Origin of the sequence: Enterococcus phoeniculicola ATCC BAA-412 (assembly GCF_000407505.1) — a bacterium.
In the GTDB taxonomy this organism is placed as follows: Bacteria; Bacillota; Bacilli; order Lactobacillales; family Enterococcaceae; genus Enterococcus_K; species Enterococcus_K phoeniculicola.
This window is the reverse complement of sequence record NZ_ASWE01000001.1, coordinates 910,813-932,317: the sequence shown is the minus strand read 5'-3', so window position 1 is coordinate 932,317 and position 21,505 is coordinate 910,813. Positions and strand designations below refer to the sequence as shown.

Sequence of the window (21,505 nt, the reverse complement as noted above, 5' to 3'; positions counted from 1 at the left end):
TTTCAGTATCTAATTATTTAATAAGCTCCTATCAATGGTAGGAAACTCAGAAATTCGCAATTTTGCTCCACCATATGGAACTAAAGTTAACTCACTCCTCTCTTCAGACCTTACTTGATAAGGAGGAGTATCAGCTGAATTTTGATGGATTTTCCAGTTCGGTATTTTCCAACCACTAGTTATAATAGAGATTGGCGAGTGGCGGCTGTCGAAAATTTGTTTTTCATTTTGTTTGTGATAGTGGACGGAGTAAGTGGACTTTTCTGAAAGTGCATAGCGCCACTCTGACTTCGGTTTCACAGACCAATCATAAAAAGGGGAATTTCCTTTCAGTATTTTCCACTCTTCTTTAATTGGCAGTGAAAAGATAAGAGAACCATACGTAATACCGATTGCACGCTGCGCTCGTTGCTCTTTTTTCACCTCAGCAACAAAAAACAACGTATATACATCTGCTCCAGCATCTCCCTCTATAAGTAAATAATCCTCCCTAACTATAGGGTGTTGCTGAACATTATTTTTTCTGAAAATAACCTCTTTACTCCAATTAGGTATACGTACCTTTAACGTATAAGCTTCTTTAGCTTTAACTTTTAACGTTCCCCCTGTAATAAACGGATAATTTCCTTCAACTAAAATCGTCAGTTTCTCCGTAGTCACTTTACAAGGAACCATACTCTGACAAACATAGGATTGACTATCCTTCATCCAAAGATGGGAAGTAAACTTTGGCCACCCCTGATGCATGTTAGCTGTGCAGCATCCAAAATGAGGTTCAAGCCCAAACAGATTGGCTTCGTCATTGTTTTCTGTCCAATTTCTCTTCGCTTTTGAGCTACAAATCTGATTCACTTGCTGATCATATTGATGAGAAAACCAGTCTCTACTGATTGCTGCTGGTAATGCATTGAACGCTACACGTTCTAAACGATCACCAAATGCTGATCCACCATATACCGCAAGGAGGGTTTCCATCGAGTACATGTATTCAACAATTGAACAAAGCTCCGTTCCTTGGCTTGGATGTGTTCCTGCCAACCATTCGTCACCAGAAACCATTCCGTGTAACTGTCCATGGTATAAATCTAATGTTTTAAGTGCGTTCTCTAACAGAATTTTATACTTGTCTTCCCCAGTTAATTCAAAATATAAGCCAAAATATTTCAAGCTCATGGCAACATTTACCACGTGACTCTCATGACTAAACTCGGTCACATATCTTTTAAACGGATAATTTTGATAGAGCGCCGCTCAATCAAATGTTTGTTTTTTTAATAAGTCAATCACCTCCAGCAGGAAGCTTTCTTTCGTTTGATTATATAACCATAGCAACGATAAAATATTTTCTCCTCCCCGTGCCTTTCCCCACTCAGATAAAGGCTCTGCTTCAAGGTGCTCTTTTTGATAGTGTGCATAATTTATTAAGAAGGGAATGACCCGTCCATCATGTGTGGCTTCATAATATTGGATGAGGACTTTTAATACAATCATTCGACTCCACCAGTCTTTATTTTTAGGCCCAAACCATCCTGATTCTGTTTGGCTTGTTAAAATAGACTCTATCCATTTTTGGGATTTAGCAAGGAGCTTTTTATCGTTTAACAGATAAGCTAATGGAATCAGCCCATCTAGATAATAGGGCCCTCTCTCCCAGCTTTCGCCCGTTCCGCTCAACCAGGCGCTATCGGGTCCAACATCTGCCCAGTTTTCCTCAAGATGCCCCGTCATTCCGTCAGCTTGTATCTGTAGCTGGTCTTTTAGCCATCCTTTAGGTTTTATCACACCTAGAGGCAAACGTTCAAATCTACTGAAATTAGTATTATTTTTCATGAAACACCTCTTTTTATTAAATAATTGTTTATATTATTCTCTACATTTGAAAAATAAGAAAAGTAACTTATTTTTTATATAAGCAAGCAGACTGATTCCACCAAATGTAGAAACATAGATGATGGAGATAAAGCCGCTTGGATGAAGGATAAAAAGAAATAAAATACACTTTAACACAGCAAAGAGAATAAAAATTTTATGAGAAAAAATCAGGAAAAAGCTAGCTTGTAATCCTTTAAAAAAAGAGTCTGAATTGTTTGAAAAGTAATAGTTTGCAGATTCATTCCAGGTAAAGCTAACAATAATTCCCAAAAGGATGAACAGACGAAGCCATGATGATAGCCCTATCGAATAGGAAAAAAACAAACTCATCCCCTGAAGAAACAATAGTAAACTAAAAATGAGACTTAGCTGAACCCCGCAACTTCCCTTTTTTAAGTGGGATAAATATGCACGTAGTAAGGAGGGCTCTTTTTTTGCTAAATATTCAATTATCGTCTGATTCAGTGCGATTCGACAAGCCCCTATTGTTATAATTGGCAGACTTGTAACCAACACCAAGCAATTTAACAGAAAAAAATCAACGAATAGAGCTAATCTTTGGAATATAGGATGATCTATTTGAAAAAGCTGCCTCATCTACTGTCCCAACTTCCTATTTATTTTTCAAAGTATCGATCCATTGCATCTTGCTGAATGGTTAAAAATTCTTCCAATCCCATCTTATCTAATTGAGCCAAATAAGAATCCCATTCGTCATCAACGCCTCCATTTGTCACCCATTCACCCATTTTTTCTTCTACAAATGACTGTATATCTGTATTTAATGAACTTAAACGAACTTGTTCTTCTGTTGTAAATGCCAGAGAAGGATAGATTGGCTTAGCAAATGGTTCTAAATCTTTGGTTATTTTCAGTTTAAATCCGTCTCCATCATCATCTAACATGTGAATTTTTTCGTTGAAGTTATCGCCAACATATTTCGGACCATAGTCTCTAAAGGAGATATGCCATGAATTTTCGTCTTGCACAGTTGCTGGATCTTTTGGTTTTAACAGTTGGTATGTTCCATCGTCATTTTTTGTTGTCCCGATTCCAAAGCTGCCAAAAAAATTCTGAACGGAGGCATCATCTGTATAGAATTTATCAATCCAAGACAATAGTTTCTTTGGTTCTTTACAAGCAGTTGTTACGAAAAACTGATTACGAATATAGTCATCTACATCTTGGATAACATAAGCGTTACCATCCGGTGATTCAATTGCCGGTAATGCAACATATTCACCTTCCTCTGTTCCATAAGGTCCGGGTACCCAGCCATCCGTTACACCAATTTGAGAGGCATCCATTTTTTTAGCACCTAAGATGGTATTATCTTGTGTGAAAAATTCTTGATCGAGAATTCCTTCTTTATACAGTTTTGCTAAATGCTCTATAGCCACTTTATAATTTTCCGTCACCGGAGAATAAACAACCTTTTTATCATCCCAAGACATGTATTTAATGGTACTGGTCGTTTCTGCTAATCCCCATGGCAAAAACATTCGATAAATGATTCCTGATAAGGGAATCTCATTTTCTGAATCCCCATCTCCATCAGCATCTTTATTTTTAAATTCACGTAATACATCCTCTAATTCCTGGTAGGTTTTAGGCATATCAAGACCTAAATTATCTAACCATTTATGATTGATAAATAGCTGATTTCCAACGACTGAACGACCTGGTACACGTGCTGGAAGGCTGTAGATTTTCCCATCAGCACTTGTTGCAACCGCTTTAAGTTTTTCGTCTTCGGCTAAAGCTTTTGAAAGATTAGGCATGATTTCTGGAGTGATATATTCGTCTAATGAAATAAATGCTTCACTATTTTGAGCAAGATCACTGTCTACTAATGAGCCTCCCCAAAAAGCATCTGGCAGCTCCCCTCCACTTAAAACTACTGCTTTTTTATCGCCCCAATCTGAGTATAGATAGGTATCCCAGTTTATCTTGATTTTACTATCCTTGATTGAATTTTCTACAAAGCCTTTCTTGTATCCCTCACCTGCCCAAGGACGAGTATTCACAATTGTATAACTATCGCCCTTTTTTTTGGAAGTTTTTTCTTTAGCTGAAGAACAAGCAACTAGTAATGGTATAGCCACAAAAAAAACAACGAGTATTCTCAACTTTTTTTTCATTAATTTCTCCTCTATTCTTTAACAGAGCCAACCATGACCCCTTGATTAAAATATTTTTGTAGAAATGGATATAAACACATTATTGGCAACGTTGATACAACAATCGCGGCATATTTCATCATTTCCGCTTGCTGTTGAAGGTCTTGTTTCAAACTTTGTCCAACCAGCGAGTCATTTAAAATTAAGATTCTGCGTAGAATTAACTGTAAAGGCTGATACTGTTCACTCCTCAAATAAATCATGGCATCAAACCACGAATTCCAAATCCCTACAGCAACCCATAGGCCAATAACAGCCAGTATTGCTTTAGATAGTGGAAGAACGATTTGAATAAAAAATCGAAAAACTGAACAGCCATCCATTTGCGCAGCTTCCCAAAGACTGCTGGGAATATTTTGTTTAAAGAACGCACGAATGACTAGAATGTTATAACAAGAGACAGAAAATGGAATAATTAGGACTAAGGGATTATCCAATAAGCCGAATCGTTGAATGTTCAGATACGTAGGAATGAGTCCTCCGCTTACAAATAATGGAATTACAAACAAAAGACTTACCCACTTTTTCCCATATAAATCTGGTCGAGAAAGTGCATAACCAGCTGGAATATTCACAAATAGTTGAAACAGGGTGCCAAATAGTGTATATAAGATTGTATTTCCATAACCACGCCAAATCTGACTATTGGACAGCAGTGCCTTGTAGCCTTTAAGAGTCCAGCTAACAGGCAAGAACAGCACTTTTCCATTCGCAACATGATTAGGATTGCTAAATGAAGCGATAAAAACAAACCATAAAGGATAGAGTGTTCCAATAATTAACAAAGAGAAAAATAGGTAAAGAGAATATTCAAATAGCCTATCTTTAGCGGGGATTCGCTTCTTTTGGTGTGATAAAAAATTCATTTTTTTCTCCTTCCCTAAAACAGTGTAGTGTTCGTTAGGCGCTTGGAAATTCTGTTAACTATCAGTAAGATTAATAAGTTGATTATTGTGTTAAATAATCCTACTGCAGCAGATAAACTATATTGTGAATTTATCAAACCTAGTTTATAAACATGGGTGGAAATAATTTCGCTCGCAGAAATATTCATTTTATTTTGTAATAAAAATACTTTTTCAAAGCCAACATTTAAAATACTTCCTGCACGTAGAATTAAAAGTGTCATTGCAGTAGGTAATATTAATGGTATATCTAATCGTGTCATTTGTTGAAACCTGCTTGCTCCATCCATTTTTGCAGCTTCATACAGTGACGGATCTATTCCTGCCAAAGCAGCTAGATAAATAATACTGTCCCAGCCGATATGCTGCCAGACATCAGACCACACAATCACGCTGCTAAACGCAGAGGGAAATGCTAATATGTTTGGCATTTTGATACTAAATTGTTTCAGTATATTAGCAAATAAACCCGAGCTAGGAGAAAGAAAAATTAAAATCATCCCGCAAATGACCATGATTGAAATAAAATGAGGTAAATACGTAATAATTTGAAACACTTTTTTAAAACGACCATTTCTTAGTTGATGGCAAAGAATGGCTAATAAAATAGGTAGTGGAAATCCTACGACAATTCCATAAATACTGATTGTTAATGTATTCTTGATAATGTCATAAAATTGATAGGAATTAAAAAACTGAACAAAATATTTCATGCCCACCCATGGACTATTCGTGATTCCCAATACAGGAGAAAAGTCTTTAAATGCAATGGTTAGACCGTACAGAGGGAAATAAGTAAAGCAGATGAGTATGGTAACTGCTGGTAGTAAGAGAAAGTATAACGGCAGACTTTGGCGAATTTGCTTTCTCCAATTTCTTTTTTTCCGTATTTTTAAACTATCCACAATTCGCTCTCCTTTCTTAAGAACTTACATAAATTTAGTGAAAACCGGATTCATTTTACAGCAAACTAGTTATCCTTTCTTCTAATTTTGTAGTAATAAACTCCAAATATAGTTCATTGTCCTATAAGCGCTTTTTTGACTCGTAGAGGACAGAGTCATTTCGATATTTGTACATAAAGAAAGAGGTACCCAACAGTAAACTGTCAGATACCTCTTGTCATAGCTAAATAAGCGCATAATGAATAACCGATTTTTAAAAAATACCTAAAAAAGTATAGAAATATGCTAGCTTATTAGGTACAATAAAGACGGCGCTTGCGTATGCATTCGCTAGGGCAAACTTGATGTATCAGTTACTGCCAGGTTACTGAATTTCAAGGCTTCATACAGCGGTTTAGGGCCAAAGTATGGAGCGCCTTTTTTATTTTGAGTTTATTACTACGCCATTCATTGTAATGATAATCTTTCCTTTTAGTCAAGAAAAAAATTGATATAAACCATTAATATAACAGGCAGTAGATAGTCTCACTCTATAGTAAGAAAAAGAAGTACGAAATAACACTTTTTTTTATGGACTTCTCTATCTCGATTTTTTTATTTAAACGGAGAAACGATAGATAAAAAATAAAAAGACCTCAGCGAGAGTGGGACAATAGTCAGAAAAAAATCTGATTATTGCCTCACTCTCGTGAATTCTTACTAAACGGCAGGAACAGAAGCAACTCCTTCTTTTTTAGAGCTGCTCCTTCCATCTTTTTGTTTATTAGTCATGAGACCGACATGCATCAAGTGCTGCCCTGTGTCTCGTTATGACTCCAAATTAATTAAATCCAATCAAGCTTAACAACGCTAGCATTGCTGGTAGTCCTTGTTTCAAAATAATGGATTTAGAGCTGGTTACTCCACCATAAATTGCAACAACTGAGATAAATCCGGTGAACAAAATTCCCAATTCTACTTTGTTAGTTGAGAAAATAAGGGTATAGCCTAACCCTACTGCTAGCATTAAATTATAGATTCCTTGATTTTTTATTAATGTTTGAATCGTTTCCTGCTTCAAAACTTCTGCTGAAATACCAAATGTGGCTGCAGTTCTTTCAGAATTTGGAACAAGACTTTCCAAATAAAAGATATAGAGATGTTCAAGCGCAACTAGCACACACAAAATCATCGATAGTGTCGTCATATTTGTTTACTTCCATTCTGTTATCTTATCAATTGGTAAACGAACAGATTCATAGCCTTCTTCCACCGCTTTTCCGATTGAAACAATCATGACAGGAATGTAACGAGAAGCATCTAATCCAAAAGCTTCTGCTAACTGATCTTGTTCAAAACCGCCGATTGGATTGGTGTCATAACCATGTGCTCTGGCTACCAGCATCAACTGCATAGCGGCAAGGCTACCGTCAATTTTTATCACATCATTCATCTTTTCTGGAGAAAAGCTTTTATAGTGTGGAATGATTGCTTCTAGCTGTTTGTCCTTAACTTCTTCTGGCATTTTTCCTTCTGCCACAGCTTGCTCATAAATTTCCTCTGCAAATTCGTAACAATTCATATCGCCAAAAATTAAAATCATCGCAGCTGAAGTCTCATTTTGCAGTGTATTAAAACGAATAAGCGGCTTTAATATAGCCTTGGCTTCTTCTGATTCAGCAACGATAAATCGCCATGGCTGCATATTTACAGAAGAAGGAGCTAATGTTGCTTCTGATAATAGCTCACTCATTTCCTCTTTTGAAATTTTTACAGTAGGATCATAGTTTCTTACTGAACGACGTCCTTTTAGAATTGTTTCGAAATTTGTTTCTCTCATTATCTATTCCTCATCTTTCATTCTTTTCATTATTTTTACAAAGCCGAAATAACATGTTGCTCAAAATGATAATTTCTTCTTCATCAAATCCTTCAAATAACTCTGATAATAAACTAGTTTTCTTTTGATCACATTGGGTAACAGTAGCTATTCCTAAAGACGTAGCTCTTACAATAACCTCTCGATTATTCTTGGGATTTCGGCTACGAGAAACATACCCTTTCTCTTCAAGAATTTTCAAGTGACGGGTAACAGCTCCTTGATCAATTTGAATATAGCGCTGTAATTCATTTTGTGACAATTCACCTTGTTGACTTAAATACACAAGCATGCCATATCTTGTTAAGCTTAAACCTGTTTTTTTTTCAAAATTTTGTGTAACTTGACTACTAACCGTTTTTAGCAATAACAACAGTTGACTGGCTTTGGTATTTTGCATAAAATTCCTCTCCTTTAACAGTTGACTTGTCAACAATTGATTTGTCAACTATAGAAGATTTTATTATTTTTAGCAACTTATTTGCTTAAAGAAAAATAAATTTCTTTCAAGAGTATTCGATAAGAATCAAGAAAAACCTGTTATATTAAGACTCTACGCAAAGTAGACAGCTTAATTTCTTATTTTAATAGTTTCTTTTCTTGTTCTTTTGTATACTTGAAAAAAATACAGGAGGTTACGCTATGGGAAATTTTTTAGCTAGTCAATTAAAAAATTATAGAGAACAAGAAGGTCTGACTCAAAAAGAGCTTGCAAAAGAATTGTATGTTACTGATAAAGCTGTCTCAAAATGGGAGACAGGACGGGGGTATCCTGATTTAGATACGTTGGAAAAAATTTCTAATTTATTAGAAATTACACTAGATGATTTAGTGAATGAAAGAAAGCCTTATGAATATCTTGATTTTAAAAGTGAGAAAAAAATAGGAAATCTTCCTCTTTATCATTTTGTGATTCCTAATATGTCTTTGCTTTTTCAAAATAGGCTGCAAAATAAAAATAGAAAAAGTTTCTCACAGATCCCCACTGCCAAAGGAGTTCTTTCTGTAGGAATAAAAGCAAAAGGCATTCTAGCCATTGGGACTTTTAGTATAGGAATTTTTTCTATTGGGGCAATTGGCTTAGGTCTATTTTCTATAGGGATACTATCAATTGGTCTGATTGCAGCTGGGAGTGCAGGTTTTGGCGGGTTAGCCATGGGAAACTTTGCTTTAGGAATCACAGCTATTGGGAATCTTGCTATTGCGATGGCAGCATTTGGTAATTTTTCAATTGGCTATTTTGCTTTAGGAAATCAGTCGTTAGGAGTACACGCCTTTTCTGCAGGAAATGAAGTGACTCGGGAGAAATTTTCTGAAGGTCTGCAACAATTTCAACTTTCTCAGTCGTATACTGGGCTGTCAAAAATCTTTTTTGATATGCTCTACACAATTCAAAAAAACCCGTTTCCAGTAATCCTAGGGTTCATACTTATTGTTGTTTTTTTCCTTCTAATTATTTGGTTAACAGTCCGTATATTTTATAAAAATAATTATCCATCATTTCAGTAAAAGAACAACCAGAAAACAAAATCGACTGTGAAACGCTCACTAACGTTTCACAGTCGATTTGTATTTTCAATGAGTATTCATGACTTTTATAAGTCCTTTACTACTACATAATAAACTTTCACTGGTCCGTGCAGACCAACAACCAGCTGCATTTCAATATCGCCAGAATTTGAAGGACCTGAAATAAAATGAATAGCTGAACCAACTTTTTCACCGCGTGCTATTTTTTCTGAGTAAAATGCAGCTGCTTGTGTAGAACGAGCAACGAGCTTACTCATTGGAATAATAGAAATATAATGCTTTGGAAGAAAGTGTAAGGATCGTCCCTGCCCTGCAGAGGTTTCCACGACAATCGTTCCTGATTCCGCGAGTAAAAATTCTGCAAATGCAATAGAAAGATTGGCGTGTTCAGCAGCTTGTATGTTCTCATCTCTATATTCATTTCCTTGTTGCCAATAAGAAATGGAATCTACTTCATTTATCAATTCTGTTTCTATAAAATTTGTTAGTTGAAATTTCTCAAAGCGTTCATCTGTAGGAAGTAATAAATTTCCGCCACCAGATAATTTGGTCAAAGATAGCAGAGTATCCGTCAGCTCGTCTGCAGTTGTCTCAAACAGTTCCGTGTGAATTTTTGGTACACGTTTTTTCACGACTTCTAAAAGCTCTTCTTTATTTTTATCGGCTAGCTGCTCTTGAGGTAGCTGATTTATTGGTACAAAAGGATGTTCACTGACAGGTTGTCTTGGAACACCTAATTTTTCAGATAGATTGGTTAAAAATGTCTCTCTATTTTGTATGTTTCCAGTGGTCATTCTTTTTCACCTGCCTTGTGTTTTTTATACCAGCTTCGGAAGTTCTCAGATGATTTTGGCGGACGTGGGAGATCGCGAACATCCGTCCATCCTTTCATCATAGCAGGCCCCTTATCAATATAGCCGCCATACTGATACATATTATCTACCGTAATCTCTTTGTTTTTACTCAACAAACCTAATCCGGCATGATCGACAGACATTGCCATTTTGAAAAGAGCTGGTGAAGAGGTTCCCTTGCCAATTACTTTCATTTGAAAGTCTTCAAAGCCATGTTTCATTTTCAAGTCATCCGTCATGACTTTCCTATGTTCAATTAACAGCTCATGTAGCGGGATTTTTACCGGACAGGTATCTGTACAGGCACCACATAAACTTGATGCATAAGGGAGCTCACCGAACTGTTTATAGCCACCTAAAATAGGGGATAATACTGCGCCAATTGGGCCTGGATAAATGGAACCATAACCATGACCGCCAATATGCCGATAGACAGGACAAACGTTCAAGCATGAGCCGCAGCGAATACATTGGAGAACCGACTGGAAGGCTGTTCCTAGTGCATTTGAGCGACCATTATCTAAGATGATAACATGGTAATCTTCAGGTCCATCCGATTCATCGTCTGCTTTAATTCCCGCAAATGTTACATAGGTAGTTAAACTTTGTCCAACAGCACTCCTAGCTAGGAGATTATCAAGAACCTCTGCTTCTTTCATCGTCGGAACAATCCGTTCCATTCCCATCAAGACAACTTGTGTCTTTGGAACGCTAATGGTTAAATCTGCATTTCCTTCATTTGTATTTAAATTGATCATTCCGGTATCTGCAATGGCAAAATTACAGCCAGTTATCCCAATTTCTGCTTCCAAAAAGAATTTTCTCATGACTTCTCTTGCGCACTTCGCTAGATTTTCCGGTTCATTATCTCCCTTATAGCCTAGCTTTTCCTCAAAAACTTGACGAATTTGTTCACGATTTTTATGAATACTTGGAAATACGATATGAGAAGGTTCATCCCAATCGTCCATTTGTAAAATAAATTCAGCCAAATCTGTTTCCATCACACTCACATCGTCTAGCCCTAACAACATCGGATCAATATCCACTTCTGTTGTTACCATTGATTTTGATTTGACTACTTTTTTTGCTTGTTTTTTCAGTACAAGCTGCTTCACATAGTCATTTGCTTCTTCTGCAGTTTGGGCAAAAAAGACATGTCCGCCTTGTTTTGCTACATTATCACTAAACTGTTCCAGATAGTCTGGCAGATAAGCAATTGTATGCTGACGAATTTGTTCCCCTAATTCTCTCCATTGAGGCCAATGACCAAGCTCTTCTCTTGCACCTTCTCGCTTTACCCATTGATCATCTTGAGATTTAGCTACTGCTTTTTGCATAAATGTATCTTTTTTGCTGTCTTCAATTCGTTCAGCAAATGTTTTTGTACTTGTTGAAAGTCCCATTTTCTTTCCTCCTACGAAACAGTTACGATTTTTGGTTGCTCTACTCGGTTTAAATCAACTGCATTATTTAATACTTCTGCGATATGCATGATCTTGATTTTCTTCCCTTCACGATTAAATTTTCCACCGATATTCATTAAGCAGCCCATATCTGCACTGATTAAAATTTCTGCCCCTGTGTCAATGACGTCGTTCATTTTTTCGGTAACCATCTCTTCAGAAATAGCAGGCATTTTAACTGAAAATGTTCCACCAAACCCACAACAATTTTCAATATGATTTAACGGAACAAGCTCTAATCCCCTTACATGAGCTAGTAATTTAAATGGCGCTTCTCGTTCTTTTAATATGCGTGTCATATGACAAGAACGATGATAAGTTGCTTTTGCTGGTAAAGTTGCTCCTACATCCGTTAATCCTAACACGCGATAAAGGAACTGGCTAAATTCGTATGTTTTTTCGGCTAAAGCAACTGCTTTTGGACCATATACTGGATCATCTTTCAAAAATTCTGGATATTCTTTCAACATTCCAGCACACGATCCTGCTGGAGCAACCACATATTCGGCTCCTTCAAAGCTGTCTATCTGATTTTTTAGAGTTGCATAGCTTGCTTCTTTGTAGCCACTGTTGTAAGTCGGCTGACCACAACAAATCTGTTTATCAGGAAGCTCTGTCTCGCACCCAAAACGCTCCAGCACCTCCACCATCGCAGCCCCAACATTTGGAAACATTAAGTCAACAACACATGTAGAAAAAATACTAACTTTCACAAAAAAACCTCCTCGCACATTTGTACGAGAAGATTCTTGATCACCAGACGTGAGTTATCGGTTCTGCTATGTTACGAGCATTTGCAAAAAGGATGATCCTGTACTGATGGAAAGGTTCATACAAGTGTGCTTTTTTATAATAACTATTATTATAAAATAATTTTAGCACGTATTTGCCTTATTGAAAAGTAAATTTTTATACATAAAATAAACAAAGCAGTGTTTCCTGATTTAACTATCTAGGGTTCCTCTTTCTAGTTCCATATAAGCATGTAAATTTTTTACAATACTTTCTTTTTGAATACTTTACAAGCCCCAAATGTTAGTAAAACAATAAGTAGAAAACTAATGCACATAGCTGGCAAGTAGTCGGATAAGAACTCTGTTCCCTGGATAAAAGGGAGATTTTTTTGAACAAGGGAGAAAGGATTAAATTTCGCTATTCGATCAATGATCGATAGAAATAATCCGGCTGCCGTAAATAAAACCATGATAAGAAGACTACCCGAACTTTTTTCAAATAACGTAGCTGAAAAAAGAAAGACACTAAGGAGTAAACAGCCAAATAACCAGATTGGAAAGATAGCTGAAACTAGATGTGGACTCTTACCGTCTGAAAAATAATAAACGGTATACCCCCATGTAATAAGAAAGGATAGGACTAGATTAACTGTCCAAACAACAATCATGTAAGTCAGCTTTGACAAGAGAACCGTTGTTCGCGAGAGCCCTTTTGTTAGTAAATTAATTAAGGTTCCTTTTTCAAATTCATGGCTCAAAATACCACTAAAAATAAGAATGACCACAACAAATCCTAGTTGATTAATATTTTTAAAATATTGTGTCCAGGAATCTGTTGAGCTTGGTTCAGGTATTTCAAAATTCATTCCTTCACCTAACAAACTCGGAAGAAGTTTGGGTAAAAACTTCGCTGTCATTGGGCTCAATACTCCAAAAGTAAAAAAGATGCAAAGTAGGATAGGCAACTTATAGGTTTTTATTCCTTCCTTTAATTCTTTTTTCAAAAAGAAAAAATAGTTTCTCATTTTACCACCTCCAAAAAAATAGATTCGAGGGTCGTTTCTGAACGTTTAAACTCTAAAGGAACTAGCTTTTCATTTGAAAGAATCTTAAGTAGCTGACTCCCTAATCCTGGAAGATCTGCTTCACTAGTGAAAAATGCTGTTTTTTTATCTCTATCTATCTTTATCAGTGGAAACAAAGTAGAAACAGAAGAAATTAGGGTGGTCAGCTCTTCTTCCGTAACAAAAGAAATTGAAATTCCTTCTTGTCCGTACTCTTTTTTTACTTCTTCAATTAAGCCACTTGTTTTTATCATACCATTGTGAAGAAAACCAACCGAATCACAGACACGTTCAACATCTGAAAGAATATGTGTAGAAAATAAAATGGTAGTTCGACCTTTTAGAGAAAGTAAAATATCAAGAATTTCTTTTCTTCCCATGGGATCTAATGCAGAGGTAGGCTCATCACAAATTAATAAGCGAGGTTCATTTAGCAAGGCTTGTGCAATTCCTAAACGCTGTTTCATTCCTCTTGAAAAGCCCCCAATCTTTTTGTTTTGCTTCTCTAAATGAACTAAAGCAAGGAGTTCTTCACTTTTTTTCTTGATTTGATCATTTGTCATTCCAGTGATCTCGCCACAAAGAGTTAAATATTCTTTGGCTGTCATATAGGAATAGAACTCTGGAACGTCAGGTAGATAGCCAATCATTTTGTTCGTTGTTGTATTGCCAAATTCAACAGCCGTATCGAATATACGAATGGTTCCATTCTCTATAGGGGAAAGTCCTACAATCATATTCATTGTAGTTGTTTTTCCTGCACCATTTTCGCCAACAAATCCAAAAATCGAGCCTTCTTTAACCTGTAGATTTACATTTTTTAAGACCTCTTGTTTCTGAAATTTTTTCTGTAATCCTTGTATCTCTAATGCAAACACGCCTATTCCTCCCCACGCCCAAATACAAAGTAAATAACTGGACCAATTATTTGAAAAAATAACACTATAATTACCCAGACCCACTTATTTCCAAAACGATAATGCGGGTGACGTAAAACATGTATAAGTGCGGTAATTGCAAGTGCGCACACTAATAGAATATATGGGATTAGAAAAGGTAAAAATTCTTTTAATAAAGCCAAATCAATTGTTGTATTCATTTTAACTCCTCCTTTGGCAAGTGAATTTGATTCACTAACTCGATATATCGTTCGTCTGTTTTCCATTGAGTAAATCCTTCAAAATTTACGATAAATGTACGTAGTTGTTCCTCAACTAGCGCTGTATTCCTAGGCATTTGGCCACCTGAATCTAGTGTCTGAATCCATTTATCTATTTTGTTAAAAAAATTATCCCCCTTAAATATTTGTGTAATGGGACCGCGTTTTAATAACTGGACAAGCTTTTCAAGATAGATAAATGTGTCCTCTTTTTTTTCTTTCATCGCATAATGACTGCATGCAACTGTATAAAAATTTAGACATTGTACACATTGAAGATGTTCCATATCAAAAATTTCAATGAGTTTAGTTGTTCGTCTGATTACCTCATCAGTCTGAGATGCCTCTTCTCCAAGCGGTACAATATTACATAACAGGTTTGTCATAATTGTTAAATATTGAAAAAGTGCACTTTGCATGACCTCCAATGCTTCTTCTGACTTACCCTGCATCCTTAAGGCAGCAGCAATTAAGCTTTCCGGAGGTAAAAGTACAGGGGTATCTTTTCGACCGATAATCTCCAGCACTTCATCGGAATTATTTTGACTTAAGGCACAATAAGCAGCTAATACAATGGCTTGCTGAACTTGATCTGGATCATCAGAGTTCTCTCGCACATGTAAAAATAGTTCCTTAATTTCTTTCATATAAAGCATCATTTTATCAGGATTGTCTGCGTCTGGCAGTAAATCAAGATGATTCAAAAGTAAAGTAGCCATTTGAAGCACAAGCGGATAGCAAGAATAGTATTTTTTTATCAGACGCTGAATGCTAGCGAATGTTTCTTCTGTTGGTTGGTCTGTAAATTCTTCCTTAAACTTCTGATAAAATCGTGTAATTTCTGATTTACTTAATTGTGTCTCATAACCTATAAGTTCATCCACACTTATATCAAAAAAAGTAGCTAATAATGGTAGTAAAGTAATGTCTGGATAGGTTTGTTCTGTTTCCCACTTTGAAACAGAAGCTTTTGAGACACCCATAAAATCTGCTAACTTTTGTTGTGTAATTCCTTGGACTTTTCGTTTTTCAGAAATAACTGCGCCAATTTTCATTTTCATATTCTCCACATCCTTTTCATTTATTATAGAATAAGCAAGGAAGAATACAAGCGATTGATTGTTAACAAACAAGGGTTAAAATCAACTAACACGATATTTTTGTTCAAAAAAGAGGGGTGGGATATAACTATTTAAGTTATATCTCACCCCTGTGAATTCCTTTTTATTACTGTAAATCATGGAAGTTTCATTTCCGATGATGCACAATATCTGTTATCAGAGCTGAACACTTCTGTTCAGCACCCGCTTAAAATTTTGGTAAACAATGCTTGCCGTGTGACGAAATATTTTCACACCGTTAACTCGTCTACGTGAATAATATAAACATTATTTTTTTTCATTGTCTTTAGTTTTATTATCGGAGTCTAATACTTGAGTAAACGCTTCTCCAGGTTTTTCTCTTATATAGATAGCAGTGTAAAGTGCATCAGCCTGTTTTTGTTTTGATTTAACTAATTCAAACTGTATTTGAGAAATTACTTTTACCGTTCCTAAATCCTTAACAAAAGCCTCAATAGTTTTCTTTAATCGCTCGTGATTTTCTCCAGTTTCTTCAACTGTAATAGAAATAGAAACACTTTGAGTAGGTGAATCAACGAAAAGAAGAATGGTTGGAAGACCGATATAAGGCGTTAACTTTTCAGCAATTGTTTTCTCGATGGTCTCTTTTATTTTTTTACTATCTTTACCAGATAAGACACCTTCCCAATTTGCATCTGCAAATCCTAATCCTTGAATTGGATAATCCGTTTTTTCAATTAAGTACTTTTGTTCTTTTTTCAAGTTTTGTACTTCAGTTTTTAGAGAATCTACTTCATTTGTACGATTTGTCTCAGTTACAAAGAAAGTGATCGTCATAAGTAGCAGGAAAATAAGGACACCCATTCCCCAAATAATAATATACATCACATGTTTTGATGTCTCACGCTTTTTTATATAAGACAGCTTCTTTTTAAACTTGGCCGTTGCGTTTTGTGGTACCTTTATTTGATCTAATTGATGCTGGACAAATGTTCGATAACTTAATATAGCAGCCAGTGCTAAAATAAAAAGACAGCTAATTAATAAAAACCAAAGCATAAATTTACTATACCTCCTTTTTTGGGAAAATTACTCCATTAACTCAAAATACTAATCAAAAGAGTAAAAGAATGTTCTACCACACACTTTTTATACTTTTTGAAGTAATCAGACAATATACAAAAAGAAGTTCTTTTCTCCTGAAAATGATTCACAAGATTAGCAACACTTCATATTTATATAAATAAGTCTTTTAAATTTCTAACAATTTAGAGTTAAGAAATCCTCTTCATAAAACTTTTATAGTTATTAAAATTAGAAAAAAACAATCATTATATATACTACGTTATTTCATTTTCTCTGTCAATACAATATATGATAAGAGTTTTAAGGAATAATAAGCACAGGCACAGACTCAGCTAGTTGTATTCCACGCTATTAAAAATTTTAGTAAAGAAGGTGACCTCATCTTCTACGTGTGAGACATGTTTAAGCTGAAAGCTTCTCAATTGTGCTACCGTACCAGAGTACTACTCACATCTTCTATCCCTGTCTCAACTTCAAAAATTAAGTTGCTCTTTTTTATTAAGCACAGAGTGCTACTTCTTGTACCTTTTTCATCTATATGTATATGTCTTTCTTATAGAAATGGAACATCTTTTAGAAAACTTGAAAATAAGCTAAAATCCCCAAAAATTTAGAAAACAATTTTTTGTGAATTTTAGCTTATTAGTACTGAATATTTCTACCATGAGTTATTGAGTTTGATAACCAATTTTCTTTTAATTGAACCCATAGAGCTTTTGCAACATTTTATATATATTAATTGTAAAGTATCTCATCGTAATGCCATGCTTCGTTAGAACGCGCCCTGTGAAGCGATAGCGCATCTTTTCATAGAGAGAAGGATTATTTTCTTCAATATAATACCAAAGCTGTTCCTTCTTCCACAGACTCTCTTGTGTGTTGTCTTTTATTAATAAGACAGAGGATACAATGGTGATGATTTCTAAGTAGTTGAAAAGATAATTACGTAAATCAAAAGAAACATCTTCCATCCGATTATAAAAATCAATCATACGTTTATTCACAAATAGTTGCTGGTCAATTTGAGCAATCATTTTTTCCTCATTAACAGATTGATCCTCACGACCAATGAAATAACGATAAAAATCAACATCTAGATAATACATTTTTTTCACATGCAGCAAAGGTTCAAAAACAAATAGATTATCTACATAAAAGGTATGTTTCGGCAAGCGAAGGCCAGAGTCCTTGATTAACTGTGTACGATAGATAACCGAGTGCATCAAAAGATATTGCCCCTTTGAGAATGAGACATTCTTCCATCCAAAGACCTCGTTTTTTGGGAGTGCCGAAGTGTATTTTACGACTTTTTTTCGTTTTGCTCCCTGCTTCTCATAAACATAGTTACTAATTAACAAGTCAATTTCTTTTTCTTCCGTAAATTGATTTAGTTGGTTAATAATTTTATGATATGCTTCTTTGTCCACCCAATCATCGCTATCAACAACCTTTAGATATCGACCAGTAGCATAAAGAATCCCTGTGTTGACAGCCTCTCCATGTCCACCGTTTTTTTGATGAATCGCACGGACACATGTCGGATATTTTCTTTCATAATCATCCGCTAAGTTGCCAGTGTTATCTGTTGACCCATCATCAATAATTAAAATTTCTACCTGTTCTTGTTCCACTAATAATGACTGCATCACTTGGTCTAGATATTCTTGAGAATTGTAGGCCGGAACGATGATACTTAAAACTTTCATAGCTACTCCTTTTTCATAATTACAAATTTCATCATTGGATAATTAATGACTACTTGAACGACAATGTTCACTACATTTGCAACTGTTGCAGCAAATCCTCCTACGTATGGTTTGATAAAATTAATGACATGAGGAGGTAACCAAATGGAAATAATCCCAGCGACGATGACTGTTAGTAAATACCATGGAATCGATTTCGACATCTTTGTGTTAGAACCAAATACAACATTTTTTTGAACAAAGAAGTTAACAATTTGTGCACATATATAGGCTAGTAAGAAACTGATAAATCCGTTTAACCCGCCTTCAGACTTCGAATAGTTAAAAATGAACCAATGAAAGGGTGTATTTTCAATAAGATTTCCTAATAAAGCACCACTCAACCATAATACTAGAAAGTTAGTGATAGTTGCAACATTACTCATAATATTAAATAAAATAAATTCATACAAATCAGGATGACTTTCCTTCCACTCCCCCAATTTGCTTATCACAGCATTGTTTTCTTTTGCTGACATGACATTACTCCTTTTCTAATTATTGAAATTCTTTTTGTTTTTTTAATTTACGATTAGCTGCAAATCCTTTTAGAACAGTGTTTACACCTTTGAAAAAGTGACTGTTTACAATCAGCAAGATTCCTGAAACCATCTGTTGATTGACAGCTCCTCCTGTCATTTTTCCAATTGCACGAAATGGCATGTTGTAGTTAAACAGGATATTTAAGTCAGGCTTTCCTTTTTCAATACTCTTATCTTTCATTCGTGTCAGTACTTTATAAATCAATCGAGCTAAACTGCTTTTTGCATAATACATCTGACTCAATGTGTCATTCTCTTCTAAATCTGCTATCTTATTCCATTTATGATCTGGAATCGCATGACCCAGCAATAATTCAAACTCATCATCAGAAACATTGCGGACGTCACCATGAAAATAAGAAGGAAGAACTTCTCTCTTTGTTCCTGCAAGAATAACTCCAGCAACTTCTAAATCAGACGTTAAATGAATCATTGAAACATTGCTTCCAATCATCAGTTGGTAGGTTCCAGCTTCTGTCTGCCACTTATTTTGCTCTGAATCAAAATAACGGAAGGTCATTTCATCAAATGGAATGATTACTTGCTTGGTTTCTCCAGGTGATAAAAAGACTTTTTTAAAGCCTTTTAATTCTTTAGCGGCCCGATAAATTTGACTGTTTTGCATCCCTACATAAAGTTGTGCAATTTCTGCCCCGGCAACAGAGCCGGTATTTGTTATTTCAAAAGAGACTTGATTATTAGCAACTTGTAGATTTGCGTAATCAAAAGTCGTATAGCTTAGACCATAGCCAAAGGGGAACCGTACGTTAAGCTGATTTGTTTCATAGTAACGATACCCAACAAAGATACCTTCTCTGTACTCTGCTGTTTTTTCTGTTCCCGGGTAATAATTATAGGCGGGTGTATCTTCATATTGCATAGGATAAGACTCATTTAATTTTCCAGAAGGATTTACTTTTCCTGTTAACACATCTAGCATAGCTCCGGCTCCGGCTTGCCCACCAAGATACCCATGAACCAACGCTTTAACTTTATGAATCCAAGGGGTCTCAATCGCTGATCCTCCTGAAAGAACCACAATAATATTTTGGTTTACTGCAGCAATAGCGTCTAACAATACTTGTTGATTATTCGGAAGCTGCATGTGATCTCTATCTAATCCCTCAACTTCACTAATTTCCGTTAAACCGATATATAAGAGAACCTGATCTACTGTTTTTGCTAAAGCAACAGCTTCTTCTATCAATTGTTCATCATGCTTTCCAATCCGATGATATCCTTTAGCAAATCCTTTAACAGATAGAGAATACTCTGAAAGAATCTCCATACTTGTTTCTAGCTTCGTTGGATTGACTAAGGAAGAACCTGCCCCTTGATAGCGAGGAGTCTCAGCGAAATCACCAATCACTCCGATTGTTTTTTTGGTATCCAAGGGAAGAATGTGTTCCTCATTTTTTAACAAAACAATACTTTCAGCTGCTGCTTTTTTTGCAAACTGATGATGTTCTTCAGCGGTTTGATTCTTAGATGGACTATTCTTTTTTTCCTGCTCGATAGCAAAAACTGTAGTTAATAGTTCATCTACTCGCTGATTTAAAATGGCTTCATCAAGACGCCCCGCTTGAACCGCTTCAATCAGCTCCTGTGCACCTGCTAATCCTGTAGAAGGCATTTCTAAGTGACTGCCATTTTGCACTCCTTTTGCATGATCGTTACTACCGCCCCAGTCAGACACCACAAAGCCATCAAAGCCCCATTCATCTACTAAAATCTCTTGTAGTAAATGAGCATTCTCATTTGCGAACACACCATTGACTTTGTTATAAGCAGACATGATTGACTTTGGTTTTGCTTCTTTCACTGCAATTTCAAACCCTGTTAAATAGATTTCCCGCAGTGTGCGTTCATCTAAAACGGAATCATTTGCCATACGACGCAGCTCTTGACTGTTTGCTGCAAAATGTTTTGGACATGCAGCAACTCCGTTACTTTGAATTCCACGAGTAAATCCTGCCGCCATTTTTCCTGATAAATAGGGATCTTCACTAAAATATTCAAAATTTCGTCCCCCTAGAGGAGAACGTTTCACATTTAGTCCAGGGCCTAAAACAACATCGACCTCTAGTTCTCTTGCTTCTGCGCCTAGATGTTCCCCTAGCTCTTCTACAAGTGCTTCATCCCAACTATTAGCAATTGTAGCCGCCGTTGGATAGCAAGTTGCTGGGTGGCTGGCGTTTAGTCCTAAATGATCGGCCTCTCCTACTTGTTTTCTTAATCCAGTGGGACCGTCTGAAAGAAATAAGGATGGAATACCATGTGCGTCCAATGCAACTGTTTTCCATGTTGTAGCACCAGACATCATCAATGCTTTTTCAGCTAATGTCATTTTATTTATGATTGATTCGTTGTTCAAAACATCACCTCATTTTAGTAAGTATAACGCTATCATTTTCATGAGAATACGCTCGGTATTTCTTATAAACACAGTTTAGCACAGGAAAAACGAGCAACAGGTTTTGAATCATAACCTGTTTGCTTTCCTTCATAATCTGTCAGTAAATA

The 21,505-nt window shown here is 35.8% G+C and carries 18 protein-coding genes and 1 pseudogene; 1 reads left to right on the top strand and 18 read right to left on the bottom strand.

All coding sequences use genetic code 11. The features are described from left to right. Nucleotides 1-9: 9 nt before the first annotated feature. The 7 genes and pseudogenes from I589_RS18515 to I589_RS04170 all read right to left on the bottom strand — a co-directional run bounded on the left by I589_RS18515 (nt 10) and on the right by I589_RS04170 (nt 8,120). A pseudogene (locus tag I589_RS18515) lies at nt 10-1,728 on the bottom strand (beta-L-arabinofuranosidase domain-containing protein). 761 nt (nt 1,729-2,489) lie between these two features. Next, entirely contained in the window at nt 2,490-4,013 is a 1,524-nt protein-coding gene (locus tag I589_RS04195; RefSeq protein WP_010769370.1) for a type 2 periplasmic-binding domain-containing protein, read from the bottom strand. A gap of 11 nt (nt 4,014-4,024) precedes the next feature. Next, nucleotides 4,025-4,918, bottom strand: a complete 894-nt coding sequence (locus I589_RS04190) for a carbohydrate ABC transporter permease (RefSeq protein ID WP_010769371.1) — start codon at nt 4,916-4,918, stop codon at nt 4,025-4,027. A gap of 14 nt (nt 4,919-4,932) precedes the next feature. Further along, a complete protein-coding gene (locus I589_RS04185; RefSeq protein ID WP_010769372.1) occupies nt 4,933-5,862 on the bottom strand; it encodes an ABC transporter permease in 930 nt (309 codons plus the stop codon). Nucleotides 5,863-6,682: 820 nt separating this feature from the next. Beyond that, nucleotides 6,683-7,048 carry a DUF1304 domain-containing protein gene (locus tag I589_RS04180; protein WP_010769373.1) on the bottom strand — a complete coding sequence of 122 codons (366 nt, stop codon included), beginning with the start codon at nt 7,046-7,048 and terminating at the stop codon, nt 6,683-6,685. A 6-nt stretch (nt 7,049-7,054) separates the two neighbouring features. Continuing rightward, nucleotides 7,055-7,681 (bottom strand): nitroreductase family protein, encoded by a 627-nt coding sequence (locus I589_RS04175; RefSeq protein ID WP_010769374.1) that lies wholly within the window; start codon nt 7,679-7,681, stop codon nt 7,055-7,057. Between the two features lie 10 nt (nt 7,682-7,691). Continuing rightward, nucleotides 7,692-8,120 (bottom strand): MarR family winged helix-turn-helix transcriptional regulator, encoded by a 429-nt coding sequence (locus tag I589_RS04170; RefSeq protein WP_010769375.1) that lies wholly within the window; start codon nt 8,118-8,120, stop codon nt 7,692-7,694. A gap of 242 nt (nt 8,121-8,362) precedes the next feature. On the opposite strand from I589_RS04170, the gene I589_RS04165 reads away from it, so the two are divergent. After that, entirely contained in the window at nt 8,363-9,229 is an 867-nt protein-coding gene (locus tag I589_RS04165; RefSeq protein ID WP_010769376.1) for a helix-turn-helix transcriptional regulator, read from the top strand. A gap of 86 nt (nt 9,230-9,315) precedes the next feature. Here I589_RS04165 and I589_RS04160 read toward each other — a convergent pair whose 3' ends face one another. The 11 genes from I589_RS04160 to I589_RS04110 form a co-directional block, all read right to left on the bottom strand. Continuing rightward, nucleotides 9,316-10,044 carry a LutC/YkgG family protein gene (locus I589_RS04160; protein ID WP_010769377.1) on the bottom strand — a complete coding sequence of 243 codons (729 nt, stop codon included), beginning with the start codon at nt 10,042-10,044 and terminating at the stop codon, nt 9,316-9,318. After that, nucleotides 10,041-11,510 carry a LutB/LldF family L-lactate oxidation iron-sulfur protein gene (locus I589_RS04155; RefSeq protein ID WP_010769378.1) on the bottom strand — a complete coding sequence of 490 codons (1,470 nt, stop codon included), beginning with the start codon at nt 11,508-11,510 and terminating at the stop codon, nt 10,041-10,043. The genes I589_RS04160 and I589_RS04155 overlap by 4 nt, the downstream gene beginning before the upstream one ends. Before the next feature lie 11 nt (nt 11,511-11,521). After that, a complete protein-coding gene (locus I589_RS04150; RefSeq protein ID WP_010769379.1) occupies nt 11,522-12,283 on the bottom strand; it encodes a (Fe-S)-binding protein in 762 nt (253 codons plus the stop codon). Nucleotides 12,284-12,564: 281 nt separating this feature from the next. Continuing rightward, complete coding sequence (locus tag I589_RS04145; RefSeq protein ID WP_010769380.1) at nt 12,565-13,329, bottom strand: ABC transporter permease; 765 nt, start codon at nt 13,327-13,329, stop codon at nt 12,565-12,567. Then, nucleotides 13,326-14,246 (bottom strand): ABC transporter ATP-binding protein, encoded by a 921-nt coding sequence (locus I589_RS04140; protein WP_010769381.1) that lies wholly within the window; start codon nt 14,244-14,246, stop codon nt 13,326-13,328. The genes I589_RS04145 and I589_RS04140 overlap by 4 nt, the downstream gene beginning before the upstream one ends. A gap of 2 nt (nt 14,247-14,248) precedes the next feature. Next, complete coding sequence (locus I589_RS04135) at nt 14,249-14,467, bottom strand: PLDc N-terminal domain-containing protein (protein ID WP_010769382.1); 219 nt, start codon at nt 14,465-14,467, stop codon at nt 14,249-14,251. After that, on the bottom strand, nt 14,464-15,582 hold the full coding sequence (locus I589_RS04130; protein ID WP_010769383.1) for a helix-turn-helix domain-containing protein: 1,119 nt from the start codon (nt 15,580-15,582) through the stop codon (nt 14,464-14,466). Before I589_RS04130 ends, I589_RS04135 begins: the two co-directional genes overlap by 4 nt. Nucleotides 15,583-15,915: 333 nt before the next feature. Next, nucleotides 15,916-16,668, bottom strand: a complete 753-nt coding sequence (locus I589_RS04125) for a hypothetical protein (protein ID WP_010769384.1) — start codon at nt 16,666-16,668, stop codon at nt 15,916-15,918. A 722-nt stretch (nt 16,669-17,390) separates the two neighbouring features. Continuing rightward, the gene (locus I589_RS04120) at nt 17,391-18,401 is read right to left on the bottom strand and encodes a glycosyltransferase (RefSeq protein WP_010769385.1); all 1,011 of its coding nucleotides are present in this window, start codon (nt 18,399-18,401) and stop codon (nt 17,391-17,393) included. Nucleotides 18,402-18,403: 2 nt separating this feature from the next. Then, nucleotides 18,404-18,919 carry a GtrA family protein gene (locus I589_RS04115; protein ID WP_010769386.1) on the bottom strand — a complete coding sequence of 172 codons (516 nt, stop codon included), beginning with the start codon at nt 18,917-18,919 and terminating at the stop codon, nt 18,404-18,406. Between the two features lie 19 nt (nt 18,920-18,938). Further along, a complete protein-coding gene (locus I589_RS04110; protein WP_010769387.1) occupies nt 18,939-21,356 on the bottom strand; it encodes a glycoside hydrolase family 3 C-terminal domain-containing protein in 2,418 nt (805 codons plus the stop codon). Nucleotides 21,357-21,505: the final 149 nt, after the last annotated feature.

What these genes read in the sequence shown, in the direction of transcription:
- I589_RS04195 (WP_010769370.1), bottom strand. Translation starts at nt 4,013, where the DNA reads ATGAAAAAAAAGTTGAGAATACTCGTTGTTTTTTTTGTGGCTATACCA.
- I589_RS04190 (WP_010769371.1), bottom strand. Translation starts at nt 4,918, where the DNA reads ATGAATTTTTTATCACACCAAAAGAAGCGAATCCCCGCTAAAGATAGG.
- I589_RS04180 (WP_010769373.1), bottom strand. Translation starts at nt 7,048, where the DNA reads ATGACGACACTATCGATGATTTTGTGTGTGCTAGTTGCGCTTGAACAT.
- I589_RS04175 (WP_010769374.1), bottom strand. Translation starts at nt 7,681, where the DNA reads ATGAGAGAAACAAATTTCGAAACAATTCTAAAAGGACGTCGTTCAGTA.
- I589_RS04170 (WP_010769375.1), bottom strand. Translation starts at nt 8,120, where the DNA reads ATGCAAAATACCAAAGCCAGTCAACTGTTGTTATTGCTAAAAACGGTT.
- I589_RS04165 (WP_010769376.1), top strand. Translation starts at nt 8,363, where the DNA reads ATGGGAAATTTTTTAGCTAGTCAATTAAAAAATTATAGAGAACAAGAA.
- I589_RS04160 (WP_010769377.1), bottom strand. Translation starts at nt 10,044, where the DNA reads ATGACCACTGGAAACATACAAAATAGAGAGACATTTTTAACCAATCTA.
- I589_RS04155 (WP_010769378.1), bottom strand. Translation starts at nt 11,510, where the DNA reads ATGGGACTTTCAACAAGTACAAAAACATTTGCTGAACGAATTGAAGAC.
- I589_RS04145 (WP_010769380.1), bottom strand. Translation starts at nt 13,329, where the DNA reads ATGAGAAACTATTTTTTCTTTTTGAAAAAAGAATTAAAGGAAGGAATA.
- I589_RS04135 (WP_010769382.1), bottom strand. Translation starts at nt 14,467, where the DNA reads ATGAATACAACAATTGATTTGGCTTTATTAAAAGAATTTTTACCTTTT.
- I589_RS04130 (WP_010769383.1), bottom strand. Translation starts at nt 15,582, where the DNA reads ATGAAAATTGGCGCAGTTATTTCTGAAAAACGAAAAGTCCAAGGAATT.
- I589_RS04125 (WP_010769384.1), bottom strand. Translation starts at nt 16,668, where the DNA reads ATGCTTTGGTTTTTATTAATTAGCTGTCTTTTTATTTTAGCACTGGCT.
- I589_RS04120 (WP_010769385.1), bottom strand. Translation starts at nt 18,401, where the DNA reads ATGAAAGTTTTAAGTATCATCGTTCCGGCCTACAATTCTCAAGAATAT.
- I589_RS04115 (WP_010769386.1), bottom strand. Translation starts at nt 18,919, where the DNA reads ATGTCAGCAAAAGAAAACAATGCTGTGATAAGCAAATTGGGGGAGTGG.